Source organism: Rhizobium zaerense (assembly GCF_051810725.1).
Classification (GTDB): domain Bacteria; phylum Pseudomonadota; class Alphaproteobacteria; order Rhizobiales; family Rhizobiaceae; genus Rhizobium; species Rhizobium leguminosarum_I.
In genome coordinates, this window is the sequence record NZ_JBPWQY020000002.1 from 399,210 (window position 1) to 419,410 (window position 20,201).

Genomic DNA, 20,201 nt, shown 5'->3' on the forward strand with positions numbered 1-20,201 from the left:
CTTGCTCGCTCCCGGCGCACCGATCGCCGCCGCGATCCGTGCCATGGTCTCGGGTGCCGCTGGGCTGTTGTAGGCAAGCGCATGGGGAAGTCGTAAAGAGTCACTGCTTGTCAGCGTCAGAAACAGATCCCCATTTTGGGAAGAGGGGCTCGACTCCCCTAGGGCGTGCCACTCTCTTTGAAATCGTTGCGTAATTTCGACGTGCGGGTATGCCCCGCCGCACGGCATTTCGTGCCGCGTACAATCCGATCTCCTTTCAACTTTTGGCTACCGACACATCGTGTCGGCCTGTGTTATAGTCGCTCTGTCAGGTGCAGGATTTAGCAGACACGCAAGGGGCGGCGATGGCGAGCGAAAGTCCTATCAACTCACCGAAGCACCCACGAAAATCGTCGGGCGGGGGCGCGCGTCCGGCGGAGCATGGCAGCGAGCGGCGCCTCATCACGGCGCTCTGCTACGATCTTGTCGGATCGACAAATCTTTTCCATCGACTCGATATCGAGGACTTCCAGGAGCTGATTTCCGCCTTTCAGCAGGCGGTGCGGTCGGCGATCGTCGCGCGTTCCGGCGTGATGCGGGTCGAGGCCGGTGACGGCGGTGTTGCCCTTTTCCCGACGGAACTTGGCTCGCGCGATGCCGCGTCGCTGGCGATTCGCGCTGGCTTCGACGTTATCGAGGCCTGCCGGCGCATCGGCCGCGAGGCTCGGCGCAGCGACGTGCATGTCCGCGTCGGCATCGCCACCTCCATCGCGCTGGTCCAGGAACCGCGCGAGGAAGTCCCTTCGCAGGAGCCGGTGACGGGGGCGGCGCTCGCCATGGCGACGCGGCTGGAAGCGCTCGCGGCCCCTGACAGCATTCTCGTCTCGGAGGAAACGAAGACCCTCGCTGGACGCGCCTACGCCTTCATCTTCGAGGGCAGCCGGTCGCTAAAGGGATTTGCCGAGCCCCAAAGGGTTTGGCGCGCGCTCGAACATCGTACCGAAGTCACCCGCTTCTACGCCTTCGGACGGCTTGGCGGTTCCTTCATCGGCCGTGCCGCCGAGCTTGAGACAATTGGCCGTTGCTGGCGAGAGGTCTTGGCCGGGAAAGGCCAGATCCTGGCAATCGAAGGCGACGCCGGCATCGGGAAATCACGGCTTTTGCGGGAGATCCGCAAGCTTACCCGCAAGGAGCGATCGAGGGCCTTCCTGTTTCAGTGCGCGCCCGGCGGCGCGCGCTCCACGCTTCACCCGCTCATGCACGGCTTTCCCGGCACGGCGTCCAAGGCGGCTGGCCCCTCACGCCTGACGGCCACAACCGTCGCCGCCGCGTTCGCGCACCACGGCATAGAAGAGCCAGACGTCGCCGAACTGTTTTCGTATCTGCTCGGCGCTGCGGGCCGAAACGAGTCCCTCTCCGGCAGCGATCCCAAGGCAATCCGCGACAGGGCGCGGCGGGCGACCATCCATGCGCTGGAGACCGTCGGCGCCCGCGGTCCGCTGATCATGGGGGTCGAGGATATTCACTGGATCGATCCGACGTCGCAGGACCTCCTTGGGGAAATCGCCCGCACAGTTTCACGGCTTCCCATCCTTCTCGTCGTCACCTTGCGCCCCGGCGCCGCGATGGATTGGGCCGACGGTGCCGACGTGGTGCACCTGTCGTTGAAGCCACTCAATCGCGACGAGACGAAGCAGGCGATCGAAGCGAGTTGGCCGGCACACAAGCGCACGGCACTTCCGGAACTTCTGGAGGCGACGGAGCGGATTTCCGGCGGCGTTCCGCTGTTCATCGAGGAGATCTGCCAGTGGATCACGGAGATCGCGCCTGCGGATGCGGCGAATATTCCTGAGGCAATCGCGCATGACGGCGAGGCCAAGGTCTCTCACACGCACGCGCTTGCCTTCGAAGGGATTCTCGACGAACGGCTCGCACGCCTCGGACCGGCGCGGGACGTGGCGCGAGCCGCGGCGAGCGCCGGCGGCCGTACGACGCTGCCGCTGCTTCACGCGCTTTTGCCGGATCTCGCCAGGCGGTCGCTGGCGAGTGCGGCGGATGTGCTGTGCGAAACCGGCTTTCTGACGCGTGGCCGAACCGGCGGAACCGTGATCTACCGCTTCCGACACGCCCTGATCCAGGAAACGATCTACAAGGCACTGCTGCGCAAGCAACGGCAGGTTCTGCACCGGCGGTTGTTCAACGCCGTCAGCGACGACCGTGGGCTGGCGGAATGGATCGACACCGGCGGGCTCGCCGACCAGGCGGAACGCGCCGGGCTCACGGAGGAGGCAATTCGGCTGTTCATCGCCGCCGGCTCCGAGAGTGCCGGCCGCTCGGCGATGATCGAGGCGCGCCACCATCTGGAGCACGCGCTGGCCCTTTGCACCGAGATGGACGAAAGCGAGGCGGTCGACGCCTTGCGGCTTTCCGCCTTCACCAGGCTCGGCCCGATCCTCACTGGCCTCGTCGGCGCCAATTCTCCGCCCGCCCGCAAACTGTACGAAGACGGCGTCGCCATCGCCCGCCGCCAGCCGAAGGAAGACCAGCCAAAGTGGTTTCCGATCTATTGGGGCTGGTGGCTGACCGGGCCTGACTTTCTCGTCATGCACGGCCGCGCACTCGAAGTGCAGATGATGATGCTTGGCACTGAAGATCGCGAAATCGCCCTACAGGTCAAGCATTGCATCTGGGCGATCGACTTCAATCTCGGCTGGCACAAGGAGACGCAGGAGGCGATCACGACGGGGCTTGCGCTCTACGACGAGCGATCGGCCGAAACCGCGCGAACGCTCTATGGCGGCCACGACGCCAAGGTCTGCGGCCTCGGACAACTCGCGCTGTCGCTCTGGCTGACGGGACAGGGCTCGGCCTCGGACACAGCACTTGCGGACATGGTCGGCCTGGTCGAGCGCATCGGCCATGTTCCGAGTACCGCCCATTCGCTCGACACCGAGGCCGTCTCGGCCTTCTACCGCGACGATTTCGAGCGGCTGGCGGATGTTTCGAGCCGGATGCAGCTCTTTGCCCAGCAACATGAGATGCAGTCGCTCGCTGGCATGTCGCTGCTTTTCGGCGGCTGGGCCAAAGCCCACAGCGACGACCTCCTCGCCGGCCATGAGATGTTCGGCGAGGGATTGGCGCTGCTCAAGGATCTCGGCGCCGTCGCCGACCTGCCGATCTATCTCTACATGCACGCGACCCTGCTCGGCTTTGCCGGCAAGTATGAGCAGGCCATCGACGTCGTCACCGACGCCATCCGGCAGGCCAAGGAAACCGGCCATGCCTACTGGCTCGCCGAACTCTACCGCTGCCGGGCCGTGCTGCGCGCTCGGGGAAACGTGAAAACCAATCTTGTCGCCGCCGAACTGCTGACCGCCGTGACCATCGCCGAAAGCCAGGGTGCGATGGCTCTGCTGCAAAGGGCGAGCCGCTCAACCCGGGAGCTGGGCGTTGTTATCGGACGCTGACACGGCCGAAGGCCTGACCCCTGCCCCGCCGGCGATCGACGGACGGATTGCCGACTTTCGCGACGAGCTTGCCGCCGGCTTGAGGCAACCGCTCGATACGCCGGCCGACCCCGGCGCTGCCGAGGCATGTTTTCGCAGGCTACTCCCTTTCAGCCGCCGGGCCGGCATCACCCGTCTCGCCGACCTGACCGGGCTCGACCGTCTCGGTCTGCCGGTGGCGCAGGCCATCCAGCCGGCCGCGCTTTCCGAGGTGACCTCGCTTGGCCGCGGCCTCACCCTGATGGAGGCGGCGGTCGGGGCGATCATGGAGGGTCTCGAGCGTTTCTTCGCCGAGCGCATTCCCTCCTCGGACTGCTTTCTTGCGACCGCCGACGAGCTTCGGATCGACGCGGTCCTGTTCGAAAACCTGTTGCTTCCCCACGCCGGCACCGCATGGCGATCGCTGCCAATTCCCTGGACCTTGGCTGTCGATGTCGCGAGCGGAGCGCCGCAGCCGGTGCCGCTCGAACTTGTTCACACCTGCTATACCGATCCCGAGCCACAGGGCGACGGATTGTTCATCCGCACCACCACCGGCCTTGCCTGCCACAGCACGGCGCGCGATGCCTTCGCGCATGGGCTGTTCGAATGCATCGAACGCGACGCGATCGCGCGGGCCTTCACCACCCACGGCTTTTTCGATCGTCGCCGCATAGCGACATCGCACATCGGGCCGAAGGTCGAGCATATTCTTTCGGTCACCCGGACGCAGGGCATCGCTTTCGCGCTTTGGCACGCCCCCTCGCCCACCGACCTACCGGTGATCTGGTGCCAGGCGATCGAGGCCGGCGCGGCTGAGCCGACCCTGGCGTTGCCGACGGAGGGCCATTCGGCGGGCTTTACCGTCGAGACAGCCGCGGCGAGCGCGATGCTGGAGGCATTGTCGGCGCGCGCCGGGGCGATTTCCGGCGCGCGCGACGACCAGACGCGCGAACACTATCGCAAGAGCACCGATCCGCTCGTCGCGGACGCCCGCCGCCTGATCCTCGAAGCCACGGCTGCGGGCACGGCAGCGTCGCCCTTCGCCCCAACATGCCTGCGCGACGTCGTGGACCGGGTTGCCGCCTGCGGGCTTGGACCTGTTCTCGCCGTACCGGTCGGAGCGGACGCCGAAGCAGGCGTGGCCTGCGTGCGAACCATTCTTGCGGGTGCGCGGCCGTTTTCAATTTTGCGTTGAGGGGTTGCCGATGACGAATGCCGGCAAGGAAGGTCCAATTCTGGTATTTCTCGGCCCCACGCTGCGTCTCGACGAGGCGCAGACGGTGCTCGACGCGATCTATCTTCAGCCCGTATCCCAGGGAGACGTCATACTCGCCGCCCATGCCTTCCGCCCACGTGCGATGGTGCTGATCGACGGACAGTTCGAGGACCGCCCCGCCGTCCGCCACAAGGAAATTCTCTGGGCGATGGCACAAGGCATCGTCATGATCGGCGCGGCCAGCATGGGAGCCTTGCGGGCGGCCGAGCTTGCGCCCTATGGCATGATCGGCGTCGGCCTGATCTATAGGTGGTACCGGCGCTGGCCGTTGACGGCGGAGGATGCGGTCGCCGTGCAGTCAGGGCCCGCCGAACTCGGCTTTCTGCCGCTCACGGACGCACTGGTCGACCTTCAACGGACGTTCTCGACGCTCGCCCGCCGAAATATGATGACATCCGATGAGCGCGACCAGCTCATCGCATTGGCGCGCGGGACGAACTTTCGCGATCGCTCGCTCGCAGCCCTATTGCGGGCTGGGGGATTTTCAAGTGACCGTATTTCGGCATTGCGGAAAGAAATGACCGGGCAAAAGCGCCAAGACACCCTCCTTACGTTACGTAAGGCACCTTCCCTAACAGTAGAGCGGCAGGGCCGCGACGTTGATCGCGCCTGGGTCGCGACCAATACTTTCTTGAGAGATTTGGAAGCCTCGCATATTGACATCGACTTGATACGAAATTACTAATTAAACGTGTGGTCGCTCAATCCTTCTTCTTCGAAAGCGATTGTGCCATGGAACCGTATCCGAACAATGTGACGGAACGCGTGAACCCGCGCATCGGAACACGATTCTGGATTTTCCCCCAGCCTCCCTTCATCCCCGGCTACGAAGAGCCCGATCGCGTCTGGCTCTCGATGCTGCCCGACGAGATCCGTGACGGACCGAGCGACCAGTGGGTGTACGTGGTCGATCCGTTGATCGAAAAACAGCCCTATGGTCCTGACGATCTGCCGCCGTTCGAAGGCGAGCGGCGACCGGCGGCACGATCTGGCCCGGATCGCAACTTCGACAATATGGACCCGAAATCGCGGGCCTACCTCGGCGTCCACGTCTATGCCTGCGTACATTTCGTGCTCGACATCTGGCACAGCTATCTCGGTCATCGCATCCGCTGGTTCTTCGACCCGGCCTTTCGCCGCCTGGAAATCATTCCCCTGGTCGACTGGGACAACGCCCATGCCGGCTACGGCTATCTGGAGCTGGGAGCTTCCGATGTCGGCGGCGTGCTGCGGCCCTATGCGCTGAACTTCGACACAATCGCCCACGAGGTTGGCCATTTCATCAGCCTGTCGGAACTCGGAATACCGATGATCACGTCGCGCGAGGCCGATTTCTTCCCGTTTTCTGAAGCCTTTTCCGACTGCGTGTCGCTGATTTCGCTGCTGCATTTCGATTCCGCCGTCGACCGGCTGCTGCGTCGGACACAGGGCAATCTCCTACTTTCCAACGAGCTCAACCGCTTCGCCGAGACCAGTCCCGAGACGCAAATCCGTCTCGCCACCAATTTCCGCCGCATGTCGGAAACCACCCGCGAGCCGCACGACCGCTCGCTCCCCTTCCTTGGCGCGATCTTCGACAGCATCGTGGAGATCTATCATCGGCAATTGGTCAGGGATGGCTTTGCCGACAGGCGCCTTTTGAACGTCGATCTGCGTGACTTGACGCTGAGCGAGTTGGTCGAGTTCCGCTCGCTGACCGAACGGTCGTTTCGCGACCGGCCGCTCTATTTCAAGCTGGCGCTCGAGACCGCGCGTGACCAGGTCGGCAGTGCACTCGCCGCGTCGCTGCGTACACTTGATGCCAACACCATGACTCTCGAGCAGGTAGCACGGGCCGTCATCCAAGCTGCCAGCCGTGGCGGCGCCGATGCGCTCGAAGCGAATTTTGTGTGGCGTGAAATCATCGGTCCGAGATGAACTCTAGGAGGGCAAACAATGAGCGACTGTTGCGGTCCCTATCCGGGCGTGGGGGAGGAGCCGAAAGGCCTACAGGTTCCTGACTACAGCACCTACAACCCAGGAGAAGTGAAATTGTATGGCCGACCTGCCACTCTTCTATCCGCAATCAACGACAACATGCTAAAGGAGAAAATTTATGCCGCGATGAACTCGAACGAAACAATAAACAACCTGAATCCGGAAGCAAAAAAAGAAGTCGGTGGAATAATCGACGACCTAATAAGAGAGATTGAGAGAAAAACCGGCGAGGACGTCATCCTTTCCCTCTTGAACGGAAGAATAACATTCACCGCGCTTGGTGACGACGGAATTTATGCGCTGCCAATTACCATCGGTGGTCAGACGCTCCACAAGCAAGTCCGGCAATGCATGAAAAGCATCGGCGTCATCTACGGATACGCCTATGAAGGCCATTGCTATCGACTGCCAAAGCCGCAAATCATGTTCTTGCCGGAAGAGGCCCGCACCATCGTGCAGGGCGATTGCGGATGCGACTGCGGATACGAGCCCAAGCTCGGATATGCCGTATGGCAAATCGACAAGCTCGATGTCGTCGTGGCGCTCGACATCCGTGCCGACGACGTCAAGACGCTCGTCCTCGACGCCAATCTCCCGGGCAACCGTTCGCCGCTTGCCTATGCGCAGACACAGGCGCTGGCTCCGCAACGTGGGCCAATGGGCGGATAGGGCCGGGAAACGGACGCCAAATCGGGTGGCTGCAACCACCAGCCGCCCCCCAGAGCGCCTCGGCGAAAGGGCGGAAGAGGAATATCTCAGGCTGCCGCCAGTATTGTCTCCGTGCTGGCATTTGTCTGCCGGTATTCTTCGTCGTTAGCACAGCAAGCCATAAAGCCATCTCGCCCCGGATCAGACTCGCCGATATGTCCTTTCGGAACTAGACTTTTTCGGATTGCAGCATAGCGCCACTACACTGCAGTGCCGAGCCCTCGTCACTGAAATGGCGAGATGACAGCTTATGGCTCCGCTGCGACCGGGTGTTTTCACCACGTAATGTCCGCTTTGCGGCGACGTCGACCGGTGGCTCGATGACCACTATGGAGGCGCAAAGCAGCCGAATCGTTCACTGCAAATAGGATGTTCGTTGGGCGACACCATTCAGCATGAAGCTCTTGAACAGAATCGAACCGGCGACACCTCATTCAATCTGAGATTGTTCACTTGCAACAGGCTTGCAGTCGATCCTTGGCTCAAAAGGCGAGGCACCGCAACATTTTCACCGTTCAAACCGCTCCAGCATTTTTCTTAACTGCGCATTTTGCAGCTTCAGCCTTCCGGCCAGCTCCCCCCTGAGCACCCTGATCTCTTCATCCAGGTTCATTTCATCTGCAGCGTGCAGGATCTGGGAGGCCTGGGAACCGTTCGAAATCGCCACCGCTTCTTTGCCGCGACTTCTTTGCTTGCGCGGTGCGACTTTGACAGTTCGCTTGATCCTAGCGGCATCATGTACAGCGGTGACGTCAATACCAGTACCACCCGATGTAGCGGGATCAGCGACCTCCACGATTTCGGCGACTTCGCCGTCGACCTTGTCGTGGAGGTCGTTTTCGGCTTCTTCAGAATGCACAGGCTTGAGAGAAATTGCACCGGGTTGACCGTGACGAGGTAGCTCCTCGCCTGCCGGCCGACCATCGCTATTTAGGCTGTCCTCGGCAGGCGTTTCAGTCGAACCAGAACTAGGCAACGCCTCCGGCGAAACCTTCTCGGTCGAGCCGTTTTCTCGCTTTTGTTCGCGTCCCTGTGAGACCAGTCGGGCAAGAAATTTCCAGGGAGACGCCATCTATCCGACCTCGCGCTTTATCCCGCAAGCAGGCTGCAAGTTTTAGTTCCGGCAACAGCATTCACCGTTGCCAAATTGTATCTCTTGATAAGCATGGAAATGCGGCCGGCGGTTGACCGGCTGCCTATATCAGTCGAGCTTGAGCCGTTTGCGCAGATCGGCGTTTTCAGCACGAAGTTTTTCAGCCAGAAGCTTGCGCAGCCGCTGATTTTCCTCTTCCAACTCCAAGAGATCCGCCATCTCATCGATCGCCGTCATCGGCGCGGCCGGCGCTGTCTGCACAGCCTTTGGAGCACGGCGCACAGGTGCGCGTTTGGCGCTCGCCGTAGCCTCGATCGCCCTTGCCTTGCGCCCTCTCCTCTTCACACCTCCGGCCCCGGCCAGACCAGCTGCTGGCTCTGCCATAGCGTCAGCTGACGCGCTCTCGAGTGCCGCCGCTTTCTTGGCGCGGGGTTTGCGCTGTTTCTTCGGCGCAATAGGCGTTTCAACAACGATCGGCGCATCGGCACTGGTTGCCGTTTCAGTCTCGTCGGCCATGCTCATCTCCTGTGTGTCTGATGCTGTTGTTGACGCCCCGAGAGGCGGTGTCAACAACGCCTCGGCTTGATCTGGTTCCGGTAAAGACATCTCATTGTTGGATTTGCCACTCTGAGAGCTACCCGACAGAAACGGCAATGCCTCTTCCTCCAGGTTACGAGCGACGGACTTTAGATCCATGTTGCCCCAGATCGAGTTCGACCTGGTATCAAGCTTTCGCCTACCGCTTTTGTACTCGACGGCAAAACTGCGTTGCACTTTTTTCAATATAGGAGGGCCTTGGAGGATCCGCGGGATGGTTTGGTGAAATGCTGGTATACCCGCAATAACGGTTAGCGGACTGCCAGTCTATAGACATGCTCATATCAGATCCACCGCAGCATTCCGGGAGCAGAATTTGTGGCCAATCGACTGGGAGCTGAGGGGGTCTACGCTCAACGCTCTTGAAAGGAAACGGCTACCAGCAGTTCGTGCCGAGACGTTTTCACAGGTTCCCGCGATCCATTATGCGATCTTCGCCGCCCAAAGAGTGAACATCATAGCAACAAGGCTTGCAGGGCTCGTGAAAGAATAGTTCTGTCCGGCCCGTAAGGCGCGGCACGCTTAGGTCTGCAAACGACTGCATTGCGCCTTCATTCCGGTCATTCGGGCCGAAACCGAGAGCCCCCAAAAGTTGACATTAGCAGCCAGCTAAAAGTTCGATGCTCGAACATATCTTCGCTGCTGTTCCACCAACACCGTGATTGCCAGTGGAGTGTGGTCAAGAAAGAGTGTCGCCTCCCTGGAACTCACACCACGCCTTCGTGCATAGAGAGACAAAGCGCGTCGGAGGAACTTTACCTAGCGAACAGTGGGAGGTCGGGGCCTGACTGCCCGTGTCCCAAGCGGCTGCCCTTGCCGCTCCCGCATTCCGTACAGTCCGGGTCCGTACGCGGCGTGGAGAACATTACGGCCCGCGAGCGACTGTCGTAACGGGCGAAATCGGTGGACGCCGCCCCTGACATTCCCATCGCATAGAACAGGAAATCGTTGCAGGCATGAGCCGCGCCAACCGCATTGAGCGTGATGACACTCGGCGCCGCCACATCCTTGTCGTCCACGTAGCGCTGGCGCTTGCGCTCGCCGTCGTTCTTCGCCTCGTCTGCAAGCTTGCCAGGATTGATCAGCTGATTGCACCACAGGCAGTTCATGCCGGGGCGCAGCGGCCGCACGACGCTGAACACGTCGGTCACATCGCCGTTGTCCGCCACCGAGACCTTGCTGCCGATCTGGACGCCGGGAATGAGGTACTGGTGAACGATCGCGTTGACGAGAAGCCGGGCGCGCATCTCGTCGGCGGCCAGGAAGATGTAGTCGCAGGAGAGCAGTGCCGCTGCCGCTTTCGGCGCCAGCACGTTGGCGGCGACGATCTTGACGCCGGTGGCTTTGTTGGCCTGCCTGATCACCCGCCGGGCGATGTCCACCTTCCGCGACGCGAATGTCAGGACGCGCCGGCGCAGCCAGGCGGGCGCGAACGGGCCGCCGAGCGCCCACCAAATGTCGGCCCGGCGAGCGCCGACGACGCGCGGAAGGTTTGTTGGATCGATGCGGTCGGGATCGATCAGCCAGATTGTCCCGACGCCGAGCCGCGCCAAGTACTCGGCGACGAGCGAGCCGACGCCGCCGAGACCGACGATCGCCACGCTCATGCCCGCCAGCACATGCTGGCCGGCGTCGCCGAAGATGCGGGTCTGCCGGTCATAAAGGGGCAACGCCTTGCGGGCCGCGCGGTCCGGCGCCGGGCGCAGCACCTGCCAGCGGCGGCCGGTGATTTCCGCCCGCTCCAAGGTCACGCGGCGCCCGCCGGGCAGCCAGATGTCACCGGCAACTGCGCCAGCGGCAAACACCAGCGCGCCGACGGCGTTGCCGGCGCTGATGTCGAGCAGCGCGGGATAACCCCGTTCGTGGCTCGCATAGTCGTCGGGTGAAAACGCAACGGTGCCGCGGCCGCCGTGGTTATGGATTGCGAGGTAGACGAGTTTTTCGTCGCGGCACGCCAGGATATGGCGCTGGATGAACTGCGCCTTGAGCATGCGGTAGCCGCGCTTGCCCGGAACGTAGTCGACCCCGTCCCGCGCAAGGAACAGGTCGCGCGCGAGCAGGCGCACCGATCCGTCAGGCGCCGCAAAGACACCGGCCACCATTACGGCGCCGTGCTCGTCGTGGTCGCCGGGAAACAAATGCCTGTCGAGCGTATCGTACATGGTTTCGGGGATGGTCAGCGACCACGGCCCGGTCATCATGATTTCAGCCATTGGATCACCTTCAGCAATTTGTGGAGGGGCGTTTCTATGCCGGCCGAATCCTTGCGGTTCGAACGACGGGAAACCTGCATGGCCGAACGTGCCGACATGGTGCCTTGGGTCTTGAGGGAACCCTGATCCGGAAAGCTGTGGCCGGTCGACAGCCCTTCGCCGAGCGGGCCCCCGTCAAGACGCGCAAGGTCCGGGACAACGAAATGCGGATAGACGTCGGCATAGGGGCACGTCGACGGAATGTGGAACCCGATCCAACTGACGGCCTGCAAAAAGGGCGCCCCGATCGGGACACCCTCCACAATCACGTAAGCCCCGCCGTCGCGATCGGCGGCGACAAGGACGTTATCGCCGCCGAACTGGCTCCGGATCGCGTCGACAGCTTTGGTGACGGCAGGGGTCATTGCGGGTCCTAACTGTTGTCGTCGTCAGCGATGGCGAGGTACTGCTGGCCCGGCCTCACGCGGACACGGTCGCGGTCGCCGATGATGCGGGTCTGCCCCGCGCCGGTCTCAAGGCTCAGGATGAAGTCGAGCTGGATCGCGACGCCGGCATTGATGGCGGCCTGCTTGATCTGAAGGCCGGTGTGCACGCCGCGACGGATGGGCACCGGCTTGGTGTTGACGCCGATTTCGACGTTGGCCGGACGCGGGCGCAGCTTGAAGACCTCGACGCCGTCGCCGGACAGGTCGACGATCTCGTCGTCCTCTAGCACGCGGTCACGACCCTCGCGCAACAGCACGACGGCGAGCGCCTCGTCGTCGCGACCGGCGAGTGCCTTCACCGTTGCCGCAGAGATCGGCGCGCACGGCCACTCGAGGCGCAGGCCTTCCACCTCAAGGCGGAAGCTGCGGTCGCTCTCGACGACGATGAAGCGCTCGATGCCCTTGGCGACGATGTCGGTCAACTCCTCGAGACGCAGCTCTTCAAGGGCGCCGTCCGACAGCCACTGCAGGACGATGTAGCCGGCCGGGTCGCGGTGGCCGGCGGCGGCGATAATCTGGCGGCCTGAAGGCATCGGGTCGCGCAGAACATGAGACGTGAACGCGAGGTCGGCGCCAGCGATCTCGACCGGCCACTTCTGGCCGGTCGCGGTAGCGGCGTTAACGATGGAAGTTTTCGTAGTGGACATCGGAGTGCTCTCCTTCGGTAAGAGGTTGACCGCCGACTCGCCGCGTGCAGATCTGTATCAGATGTAAGACAGCATGAGCCGGGTCGTCTCACTTGTCAACCATCGTCTTACATCTGAACCAACGGAGGAGCCTGTGATATGGTAACGCTGGAAAACCTCGGCTTGCGCGTGAAAGAGAAGCGGGGCACACAAGGCATCCGAGCAGCAGCGAAAGAAATAGGCATCAGTCACGCCACCCTGTCGCGGGTGGAAAGAGGCTTCATGCCTGACCTTGCAAATTATCGCCGCATCTGCCGCTGGCTCGGCATTGGCGTGGAGGATGTGGTCGGGGTGACAGCGGCGCCGCAGTCGATGGCGCGCGTGCATTTCAGAAAAAAGAAAACTGTCAGTGCCAAGACAGCTCAAAATCTCGCGCTGATGATCCTGACCGCCCAAGCAGCGATGGCGGAAATTCGGAAGAACGAGGGCTGACCTTGGCCATGTTGCGTCGTGGCTTCAAGACATGGTGTGAGAACGCGGCCGCGAACTACCGGCGCGATCTCGGCCTTGCACGTGGCGCTCCGCTCGATCCTGTATTGCTGGCCCGGCATCTGGGCATCCTTGTCTGGTCTCCACAGGATATTCCCGGGATCGGCAAGGAGGTACTGGAACTCCTGACCGTTGACGACGCCGACAGCTGGGACGCGGTGACGATCGAGGCCGAAGGAATGGTGCTGGTTATCCTCAACAGCATCTCCGACGACGGCCGACGCAACAATTCTCTCGCGCACGAGCTCGCGCATATCATCCTTGAACACGAACCGGCACATGTCTTTCACACGCCGGACGGGCACATGATGATGAATGAGTACAACGAAGTTCACGAAGAGGAAGCGGACTGCCTCGCCGGCGCGCTGCTTCTTCCTCGCGACGCCCTGCTTCAGGCGATCCGACAGGGGATGAGCGATATGGCGCTAGCCCGGCATTTCGGGGTCAGCGCCGCGCTGCTGCGCATGCGGCGCAACAAGACCGGGATTGACAAGCAGCTCTCCCATAGCAGGGTTTGATCAGGATCAACGATACAGGCGAACTCGCACCGGATGCAGGAGGGTGATAGGACCCAAGGACGGCGTATGGAACAGGATCTGGTATTTGGCTTGGCGTCAATCAAACGTCCACGATCCGGGCTCGGCACCTAATAGCAGACGGTCTGCAGGCGGTCCCAATTAAGACGCTCGTCCCTATCCTTTGCCCTGAAGGGATATGAACCGCAGCCAGATTGTTCAACCAAACAAATCCATGATTTCAAAAGCATAGGAAATCTCTATGTCACACCGGATTGAATGGTTAGAGAAATCACGGCTTCCAAATATCGGAGATTTCCCATTGCGAGGAAATGAAGGGGCCCAGTCAAACTGCTCCGGCCAAACTGGCGAACGGGTCTGATAAAACAAATCATGGTGCAGAACGTGGATCACCGTGAAATACAAACCGGATGACGTCCTTGTGACCTTGCCCAAAGTTGTTTCCAGCTTTGAGTTCCGCTCCAGTGGTTTTTTTGAAGTGCTACCCGGTTTTTGGTCAGCGGGAGCTGGAATTTTCCGGGGTTTAGGCTCAGCTCGGCGGGGGTGCCGATGAGCCGTTCATGAGCGAAATCGGCACCTTGTCGCCGATCGCGCTGTGTGGTCATAACTCGTTATGAATTCTTGGAAGCGACGGTGTATGTCGGTATCTTTTTCAATGGACTGGCTGTTGCTGGCGAAGGGGCTAATCACAAGTAGTTAGTTGCAATCTGCGTATTGCAGGTTGCATTCCGAGCAAATGCTTCGCATTCTTCGTACTTTTACGGAGGGGACGATGTTTAGACTTCTTGCAATTATGGCGACGGCGGGAGTTGTGGCTGGGTGCACTGCAGCCCCTCCCTTCGACTTGGCCGTCAGCGACAGATTATACGGCGCGCCAATCATGCGGATCGCTTCAACCATGGCGAACCTCAAGTGCGAGCTTTGGACGGCCGCTAACGATAAGGATCCCATGCCTCAGTTCGAGACCGACATCCCGTTGAAGAAGGAAGATCACAAGCCACCGGAGCCATGGCGGGTCTTTAATCTCCAGAACATCTTTCGGGCCATTGAATATGTCGGCGAGGTTCAGCTGATGGTCGACGCTGAGCAGACAACGGGCAGTAGCCCCTCGTTATCCTTCCCCGGTCTAGGCTCTGCGGCTCATCCTTTGACGATAGGTCTGGATGCGAGCGTCAGCGAAAAGGGCCATCGTGCTAATACCACATACCATTCAGTCGACTTCGAACGTCTGGTCAAAGGGACAGCACGGGAGCAAGGCACTGCGACCCCACCGACATTGCCATGTGGAAGGGGGGCTGAACTATCTGGGCCACTGGGGATCAAAGACAATCTTCAAATGGGGCTCGTCGCATCCAAGATGAACGACCTCTCGGTCTGGCCTAAGAACGCGTCGAACTCGGGCGTCGCGCCTGATGCAGGGGTCGGAGCGGAATACACCGTCGGTCAAATCCATGCTGTCATTGACTTCACCACTACTACTTCCATCAATGGTGGCCCCAGTTGGGAGCTGACACACTTTGTGGGACCAAATTCCGGAGAAGGACTGTTCAATCACAAGCGACAAGCATTGAACCAGGTATCGTTCACGTTTTTGCCTATCTGCATCAGAGACTCTTTCAAGGGAGTAAAAGTCAGTGAACGCTGGGAGTATACCCCTGCCCTGCCACAGGGAACTCCGGGATGGGCGAACTATCTGCCGCCCTGCTCAGCGCCGGAGATCCGGCGCAGCAAAGCCGCCGCTCTTGGCGCCGCCCACACGACCAACATTCAATCACTGGACAACGTCATTCGGCTACGGTCCTTCTAGGGACGCGGCCGCTGACGTCAGGGCAGCGTGCTTCGGTCCTGCTGGCGCGTTCGGTCTCAGTGAAAAGGGTGTTCCTTCCGCAAGTCTATCCTAAATCTCGTTTTGTTTTCTGTCTTCGGCCCTCCGCTCGAATCGATTGAGCGAAAGTTGCGCGCGCGGCCCCTTGGGGGAGGATCAGGGCCTTGCGATTGCTTCTGCAGCGTCTTCTCGTATACCGATTGGCTGTCCGACGGTCCCCATGTAAGGTCAACGAGCACCGAAGGTTGACCCCCTGACAAAAGGCAGCATGTACATGAATTTGCAAAATCGCAATGCGGGAAGGCCATCATCGGAGCCGATCGTGACCTCTCTCGATTTCAATTCGTATTTGTAAATCAATAGCTTACGTGAAAATGGCAGGGGGGCAACCTTCGGTGCTGATTCACAGTCTGGTTCAGAAGTGGCTAGTCGGAGAGGCGAAACCAACGCCAGGCACATTGATTCTATTTGCCAACTCCTAGACTGCGACATCGATGAGATAGCGCCCCGCACTGAAAACGACGCATCGCAGGTCGAACGCTGAACAAGCAAGATGGTCGCAGGTCTCGACACTACAAGCCAGCGCGACTTCGCTATTTCCAAAAGGGGCGTGCTTAATCGGTCATGACCGCCGAGTGGCTTCCAGCAATTCCCGCTGGGAGCCGTATTATTGCTCCCATGCTTTCTTGCCCATCAGGTGGATAGCATTCCGGGAATGCTGTTGGTGAGCTTCGCACAGCGGGATCACTTCCTCATCCTTCGCCTTCTGGCCCGTGCCACGCCACTCTACCACCAATGGGGTGATGGCAGGTGATTCGTCCACCGCACTCATGCGACCACCTTTGCGCCACCGCGCACTGCAGTTGGGCGACACGGGCAAAATGGCCGCGGTGGAAAGTCACTATTGAGTGTGGGCTCGACCTGGAATAGCGTCAAGCTTTCCGGGGATCGCCCCGGACGTTGTTTTGAGGAACTGCATGGACCGCGTAGACTACGAGTCGCTCATCATTCAAGACATTTTGAAATACGATGATTATTGAGTTTATCCCACTCGGTTGGAGCATCCGGCCCTCTATGATGCTTATATCGACAAGGATGGAAACCTCTACGGGATGAACCCACAGCCGCGTCGACATTCTACAGGTCGTAATCGAGCGCGTTGGAAAGGGCCGACCAAGGATCAGTTCTAGTGTCTTCAGTTTCTGCAACAGATCAACAGCTGTAGGGCCATTCATCAAATCGGCAAGGATGGATTTAGCATCCTGAAGCTGGTTCCGAGCAAGAAGTGCCTCTTCGGAGGGCTTTTTTCATGACAAGATGTTCACCGAACCGTAAAAGGTGACGCGGATCTCGAATTCTTCTCCACGATAGTCCTGCCGGAATTGCTCCGCCTTGTTGCGGTTTTCTTCTGTATCATCGACAGAAACGTAGACTTCATGCAGCAAATCGTCTGACGTTTCGATTCCGAAGCTGTCAAAGGTCGTGCTTGCCCACTTGGTGACCTGCTCGACCAACTCGCGGTTCCCGATGCTGAACCTACTCGCAACCGCAATGCTGATTTTGTGCAGATCATCCGAGGACCGATGAAAATATTTGTGGCGCCTCCTCGCAAAAGTGCTTGCAAACAGCACACTATCCTCTTCCAGCATCCGGAGACGGCGCGTCATCGAGGAAAGCTGCTCCTCGATGATCCTTTCGTTGGTCGTTGCGGTCTGCTCAAAATTCACTGTTCCGCGCGAGAACGTCACAGGGTTGTCGATCGCATGTTCAGGTTTAATGGCCTCTGTGACAGCCCCTTGTAGCTGACCGCGAGCAATACGCAGGTCTGACGGCCTTCGGCGTGAAAACTTGATCGAGCGGAAGGCGGCGATATCGAAGGGAATGCGTTGGCCTTCATAATGCATGTGAATGATGGGCTTCTGCACGGTATGGCGTATGCCAATCTCATAGAACGCATTGGGATTCAGCGAGGTCAGATCAGCAATGACCAGCTCCGCCTCTAGGAGAGCGGTGATGATCTGTGACGTAATCTGTCCAGGATTAGAGATCTTATCCGCCCGCAGGACATCAAAGTCGCTAAAATGCTCTCTGAATACGGGCTCAATGATTTCCTCAAGAAGCCAATCCGCGTTGATACGATCGTCACTGTCGTCGTCGCCGATAGGTCCGACGATAAAGCAGATTTTTCTTTTCCCGGACTTCTCTGACATTTAATCCCCCAACAACGACCGATGCTATCTGTAACAACCATTCCTAGAGTTACAAGCACCCGGCGTTTCACGCCCCACCCGCTCCAAAGGATCCAGGCATCGAGGGCGACGATGGCCTGCAGTACCGCCGGCAGGTTTTCGGCCTGGCGGAGCACGCCGCGCCATTCCTCCAGCCGGGCATCTTCGTCCCAGTCGAGATCATAGACCAGTGCGTCTCTGTCTGTCGCGCTCGGCCGGGCCGTGTGGCACTCTCGATCGCCGCCTCCGATCGGGCCAGCACCGCATCGATGGCGGCATAATCGACGCCGGGTAGATTTTGCGCGTCATCGCCATCGTCCCCGCCCCTTCCGGATTCATCGCGACCGTGCGCCGAATGGCACCGGCCGTTTCCACCTCGTTAGTCCCGACCGACGTAATCTCCGAGTTCTGTCGCCTGCGAATGCCATCGACCGAAAGCACCCAATCAAGCGACTGCGCCGCGATGCGCCAGCGGGTGCGCAGGACGTCGCGGGCAATGGTCATTTCGTGGGTTGGGGCGCGAATATCCTTCGTAGCGTCGTGGAGGACGAGGTCTGCGAGATGGACGAGCTCGCCGTCGATCCACAGCGACTCGCACGCATCGTAAAAGTGCATGCGCTCGATCCAGCCGTCACCGACCGTTGAGCAGGCGACGCGCTCGTCGAGCCGGGTCACCGACCGCAGCGGCCTCTGCATCGGCAATTTGGCGACCTCGTAATGCATTGAAATTATAGTAAACACGGCATTAACGAGAAGCGATAGCGCCAATTGCTTCCGCTGCTTGTTACGATCGTGGGTTGGGCGCCTAACCATCGATAAGTACCTCTTATCGATGGTAGATTGATTTCGAGGTCCAAATCACCGAGAATCGGGGCAAATCACGGCCCTGGAGGCTGGCGAAACCCGCGATTTTGGAGCGTCCGTGGCGAAACCCAAAAAATCACTGACCGCCGTCGAGCGCCGTGCCGAAGAGCTCGACACCATCGCCGCCGTGCTGCCGATCGAGCGCCGCGACGAACTCGCCGAACTGCTGACCGACCACGACGTCGAAACGCTGCGCCATCTCGTCAACCAGGGCATGGGCGACAATACCCTCAGGGCATTGACGTCGGATCTGACCTATCTCGAAGCCTGGGGACTGGCGGCGACCGGACGCTCGCTGCCCTGGCCGGCGCCGGAAGCGCTGCTGCTGAAATTCGTCGCCCATCACCTGTGGGATCCGCAGTGGCGGGAGAGTGACCCTGATCACGGAATGCCGGCCGCCGTCGACGAAAACTTGCGCAGCCAGGGGTTTCTCAAATCCGTCGGCCCGCATTCGCCATCGACGGTCCGCCGGCGGCTGGCCAACTGGTCGACGCTGACCAAGTGGCGCGGCCTTGACAGCGCCTTTGCCTCCCCTGCCCTCAAATCGGCCATTCGCCTCGCGATCCGAGCCGCGCCAAGACAACGTCTTCGCAAGAGCGCCAAGGCGGTTACCGGCGATGTGCTGGCAAGACTGCTGGCGACCTGCGCCACCGACAGCCTGCGCGATCTCCGCGACCGGGCAATCCTGATGGTCGCCTTTGCCTCCGGCGGTCGCCGGCGCAGCGAGATCGCCGGACTGCGGCGCGAACAGCTGACGGTCGAGCCGCCGATCCCGGTCGAGGACGGCGCCCCCCTCCCCTCGCTCGCCATCCATCTCGGTCGCACCAAGACCACCTCGGGCGAACAGGACGATGTCGTCTATCTGACCGGCCGGCCGGTGGAGGCGCTCAACGCCTGGATGGTGGCCGCCAGGATCGAGGGCGGAAGCGTGTTTCGGGCCATAGGACGATGGGGGACGGTGTCGCGGCGGGCGATCGATCCGCAGTCGGTCAATGCGATCATCAAGCAGCGGGTGGAACTGGCTGGATTAGACCGTGGGGAGTTTTCAGCGCACGGGATCCGATCGGGATTTCTCACTGAGGCGGCCATCCGCAACATCCCGCTCCTCGAAGCCATGGAACAGTCGCGTCATCGGTCAGTGCAACAGGCGTCGAACTACTACAACAACGCTACACGTCCAAGCGGACGCGCCGCCCGTATGCTATGACGCTGGCGTCTGTTCTGTGTCCGAAGATAACGAAAGATCTCCCGCTCGAGCTAAAGTGTGCCTATTTGCGTGAGCACCTCGCGCCAAAACTTGCTAACAGAGTAGGTAACCACAGCCCCCACCCTCGCGAAGGAGTTCGATCAGTAGGTCGACGGTTTCAATCCCGAGACGGCGCGTGCTTTGAGTGAGAGCTCCCCTCGCCGCTCTGCTCCGTAGTCAAAAAAGTTCGTTGGCAAACAGGTCGATTCGGCCGAGATCTCAATGTGTTCCGCGGCAAGAGTTACTACGGCTGGATTAAGCGATCACTTGGCTTGCGCTTTTCCAACGCCGGAGAGGAATCGAAGTTTCTCTCGGATAGCTAGATAACTCTTTGTTTTCCATGGATGCGAGCCTCGAAACCATCGATTTCACGGGAAGGACCAGTCGGTGTATTAACTGCTTGTTAACCAAAAAACTCTTGCCCGGCTGACAGAATCGGGGCCTATTGCCATCGGCGGAATTCTTTCGATTGTTCGCTTCAAACCGCCACTGGCAAGAAACGGGTTATGGG

16 protein-coding genes and 1 pseudogene are annotated in these 20,201 nt (G+C 60.4%); 9 read left to right on the forward strand and 8 right to left on the reverse strand.

Annotated features, from left to right (window positions below; genetic code table 11):
- Positions 1 to 344: 344 nt before the first annotated feature.
- Genes ACS4RR_RS26300 through ACS4RR_RS26320 form a run of 5 tightly spaced genes read left to right on the forward strand, consistent with a single transcriptional unit; the run spans position 345 to position 7,389 of the window.
- Positions 345 to 3,446, forward strand: coding sequence for an ATP-binding protein (locus ACS4RR_RS26300; protein ID WP_456190257.1), 3,102 nt, complete (start codon positions 345 to 347; stop codon positions 3,444 to 3,446).
- Between the two features lie 13 nt (positions 3,447 to 3,459).
- Positions 3,460 to 4,662, forward strand: coding sequence for a YcaO-like family protein (locus ACS4RR_RS26305; RefSeq protein WP_456190372.1), 1,203 nt, complete (start codon positions 3,460 to 3,462; stop codon positions 4,660 to 4,662).
- A 10-nt stretch (positions 4,663 to 4,672) separates the two neighbouring features.
- The gene (locus ACS4RR_RS26310) at positions 4,673 to 5,428 is read left to right on the forward strand and encodes a TfuA-like protein (protein ID WP_456190258.1); all 756 of its coding nucleotides are present in this window, start codon (positions 4,673 to 4,675) and stop codon (positions 5,426 to 5,428) included.
- A 47-nt stretch (positions 5,429 to 5,475) separates the two neighbouring features.
- Entirely contained in the window at positions 5,476 to 6,660 is a 1,185-nt protein-coding gene (locus ACS4RR_RS26315; RefSeq protein WP_456190259.1) for a gluzincin family metallopeptidase, read from the forward strand.
- A gap of 18 nt (positions 6,661 to 6,678) precedes the next feature.
- Positions 6,679 to 7,389: a hypothetical protein gene (locus ACS4RR_RS26320; RefSeq protein WP_456190260.1), complete on the forward strand. Its 711-nt coding sequence runs from the start codon at positions 6,679 to 6,681 to the stop codon at positions 7,387 to 7,389.
- A 547-nt stretch (positions 7,390 to 7,936) separates the two neighbouring features.
- Here ACS4RR_RS26320 and ACS4RR_RS26325 read toward each other — a convergent pair.
- From ACS4RR_RS26325 to ACS4RR_RS26345, 5 genes are all read right to left on the reverse strand, one after another.
- A complete protein-coding gene (locus tag ACS4RR_RS26325; protein WP_456190261.1) occupies positions 7,937 to 8,500 on the reverse strand; it encodes a hypothetical protein in 564 nt (187 codons plus the stop codon).
- A 129-nt stretch (positions 8,501 to 8,629) separates the two neighbouring features.
- Complete coding sequence (locus ACS4RR_RS26330; protein WP_456190262.1) at positions 8,630 to 9,304, reverse strand: transcriptional regulator; 675 nt, start codon at positions 9,302 to 9,304, stop codon at positions 8,630 to 8,632.
- A gap of 569 nt (positions 9,305 to 9,873) precedes the next feature.
- Positions 9,874 to 11,331: a HesA/MoeB/ThiF family protein gene (locus tag ACS4RR_RS26335; protein WP_456190263.1), complete on the reverse strand. Its 1,458-nt coding sequence runs from the start codon at positions 11,329 to 11,331 to the stop codon at positions 9,874 to 9,876.
- Complete coding sequence (locus tag ACS4RR_RS26340) at positions 11,316 to 11,735, reverse strand: hypothetical protein (protein ID WP_207580332.1); 420 nt, start codon at positions 11,733 to 11,735, stop codon at positions 11,316 to 11,318. The genes ACS4RR_RS26335 and ACS4RR_RS26340 overlap by 16 nt, the downstream gene beginning before the upstream one ends.
- A gap of 8 nt (positions 11,736 to 11,743) precedes the next feature.
- Entirely contained in the window at positions 11,744 to 12,463 is a 720-nt protein-coding gene (locus ACS4RR_RS26345) for a multiubiquitin domain-containing protein (protein WP_456190264.1), read from the reverse strand.
- A gap of 138 nt (positions 12,464 to 12,601) precedes the next feature.
- Between ACS4RR_RS26345 and ACS4RR_RS26350 the strand changes: the two genes are divergently transcribed.
- The 3 genes from ACS4RR_RS26350 to ACS4RR_RS26360 all read left to right on the forward strand — a co-directional run bounded on the left by ACS4RR_RS26350 (position 12,602) and on the right by ACS4RR_RS26360 (position 15,334).
- Positions 12,602 to 12,934 (forward strand): helix-turn-helix domain-containing protein, encoded by a 333-nt coding sequence (locus tag ACS4RR_RS26350; protein WP_207580334.1) that lies wholly within the window; start codon positions 12,602 to 12,604, stop codon positions 12,932 to 12,934.
- An 8-nt stretch (positions 12,935 to 12,942) separates the two neighbouring features.
- On the forward strand, positions 12,943 to 13,509 hold the full coding sequence (locus ACS4RR_RS26355) for an ImmA/IrrE family metallo-endopeptidase (RefSeq protein WP_456190373.1): 567 nt from the start codon (positions 12,943 to 12,945) through the stop codon (positions 13,507 to 13,509).
- A 790-nt stretch (positions 13,510 to 14,299) separates the two neighbouring features.
- Complete coding sequence (locus ACS4RR_RS26360; RefSeq protein WP_456190265.1) at positions 14,300 to 15,334, forward strand: hypothetical protein; 1,035 nt, start codon at positions 14,300 to 14,302, stop codon at positions 15,332 to 15,334.
- 685 nt (positions 15,335 to 16,019) lie between these two features.
- On the opposite strand, the gene ACS4RR_RS26365 is transcribed toward ACS4RR_RS26360, so the two are convergent.
- The 3 genes and pseudogenes from ACS4RR_RS26365 to ACS4RR_RS26375 form a co-directional block, all read right to left on the reverse strand.
- A complete protein-coding gene (locus ACS4RR_RS26365) occupies positions 16,020 to 16,184 on the reverse strand; it encodes a hypothetical protein (RefSeq protein WP_456190266.1) in 165 nt (54 codons plus the stop codon).
- A 475-nt stretch (positions 16,185 to 16,659) separates the two neighbouring features.
- A complete protein-coding gene (locus ACS4RR_RS26370) occupies positions 16,660 to 17,562 on the reverse strand; it encodes a hypothetical protein (RefSeq protein ID WP_456190381.1) in 903 nt (300 codons plus the stop codon).
- A gap of 92 nt (positions 17,563 to 17,654) precedes the next feature.
- Positions 17,655 to 18,303, reverse strand: a pseudogene (locus ACS4RR_RS26375) (DUF1612 domain-containing protein); the annotation flags it as partial.
- Between the two features lie 199 nt (positions 18,304 to 18,502).
- Between ACS4RR_RS26375 and ACS4RR_RS26380 the strand changes: the two are divergent.
- Positions 18,503 to 19,651, forward strand: coding sequence for a site-specific integrase (locus ACS4RR_RS26380; protein WP_456190267.1), 1,149 nt, complete (start codon positions 18,503 to 18,505; stop codon positions 19,649 to 19,651).
- Positions 19,652 to 20,201 lie beyond the last annotated feature (550 nt).

What these genes read in the sequence shown, in the direction of transcription:
- ACS4RR_RS26325 (WP_456190261.1), bottom strand. Translation starts at nt 8,500, where the DNA reads ATGGCGTCTCCCTGGAAATTTCTTGCCCGACTGGTCTCACAGGGACGC.
- ACS4RR_RS26365 (WP_456190266.1), bottom strand. Translation starts at nt 16,184, where the DNA reads ATGAGTGCGGTGGACGAATCACCTGCCATCACCCCATTGGTGGTAGAG.
- ACS4RR_RS26310 (WP_456190258.1), top strand. Translation starts at nt 4,673, where the DNA reads ATGACGAATGCCGGCAAGGAAGGTCCAATTCTGGTATTTCTCGGCCCC.
- ACS4RR_RS26355 (WP_456190373.1), top strand. Translation starts at nt 12,943, where the DNA reads ATGTTGCGTCGTGGCTTCAAGACATGGTGTGAGAACGCGGCCGCGAAC.
- ACS4RR_RS26350 (WP_207580334.1), top strand. Translation starts at nt 12,602, where the DNA reads ATGGTAACGCTGGAAAACCTCGGCTTGCGCGTGAAAGAGAAGCGGGGC.
- ACS4RR_RS26340 (WP_207580332.1), bottom strand. Translation starts at nt 11,735, where the DNA reads ATGACCCCTGCCGTCACCAAAGCTGTCGACGCGATCCGGAGCCAGTTC.
- ACS4RR_RS26300 (WP_456190257.1), top strand. Translation starts at nt 345, where the DNA reads ATGGCGAGCGAAAGTCCTATCAACTCACCGAAGCACCCACGAAAATCG.
- ACS4RR_RS26345 (WP_456190264.1), bottom strand. Translation starts at nt 12,463, where the DNA reads ATGTCCACTACGAAAACTTCCATCGTTAACGCCGCTACCGCGACCGGC.
- ACS4RR_RS26360 (WP_456190265.1), top strand. Translation starts at nt 14,300, where the DNA reads ATGTTTAGACTTCTTGCAATTATGGCGACGGCGGGAGTTGTGGCTGGG.
- ACS4RR_RS26315 (WP_456190259.1), top strand. Translation starts at nt 5,476, where the DNA reads ATGGAACCGTATCCGAACAATGTGACGGAACGCGTGAACCCGCGCATC.
- ACS4RR_RS26320 (WP_456190260.1), top strand. Translation starts at nt 6,679, where the DNA reads ATGAGCGACTGTTGCGGTCCCTATCCGGGCGTGGGGGAGGAGCCGAAA.
- ACS4RR_RS26370 (WP_456190381.1), bottom strand. Translation starts at nt 17,562, where the DNA reads ATGTCAGAGAAGTCCGGGAAAAGAAAAATCTGCTTTATCGTCGGACCT.
- ACS4RR_RS26335 (WP_456190263.1), bottom strand. Translation starts at nt 11,331, where the DNA reads ATGGCTGAAATCATGATGACCGGGCCGTGGTCGCTGACCATCCCCGAA.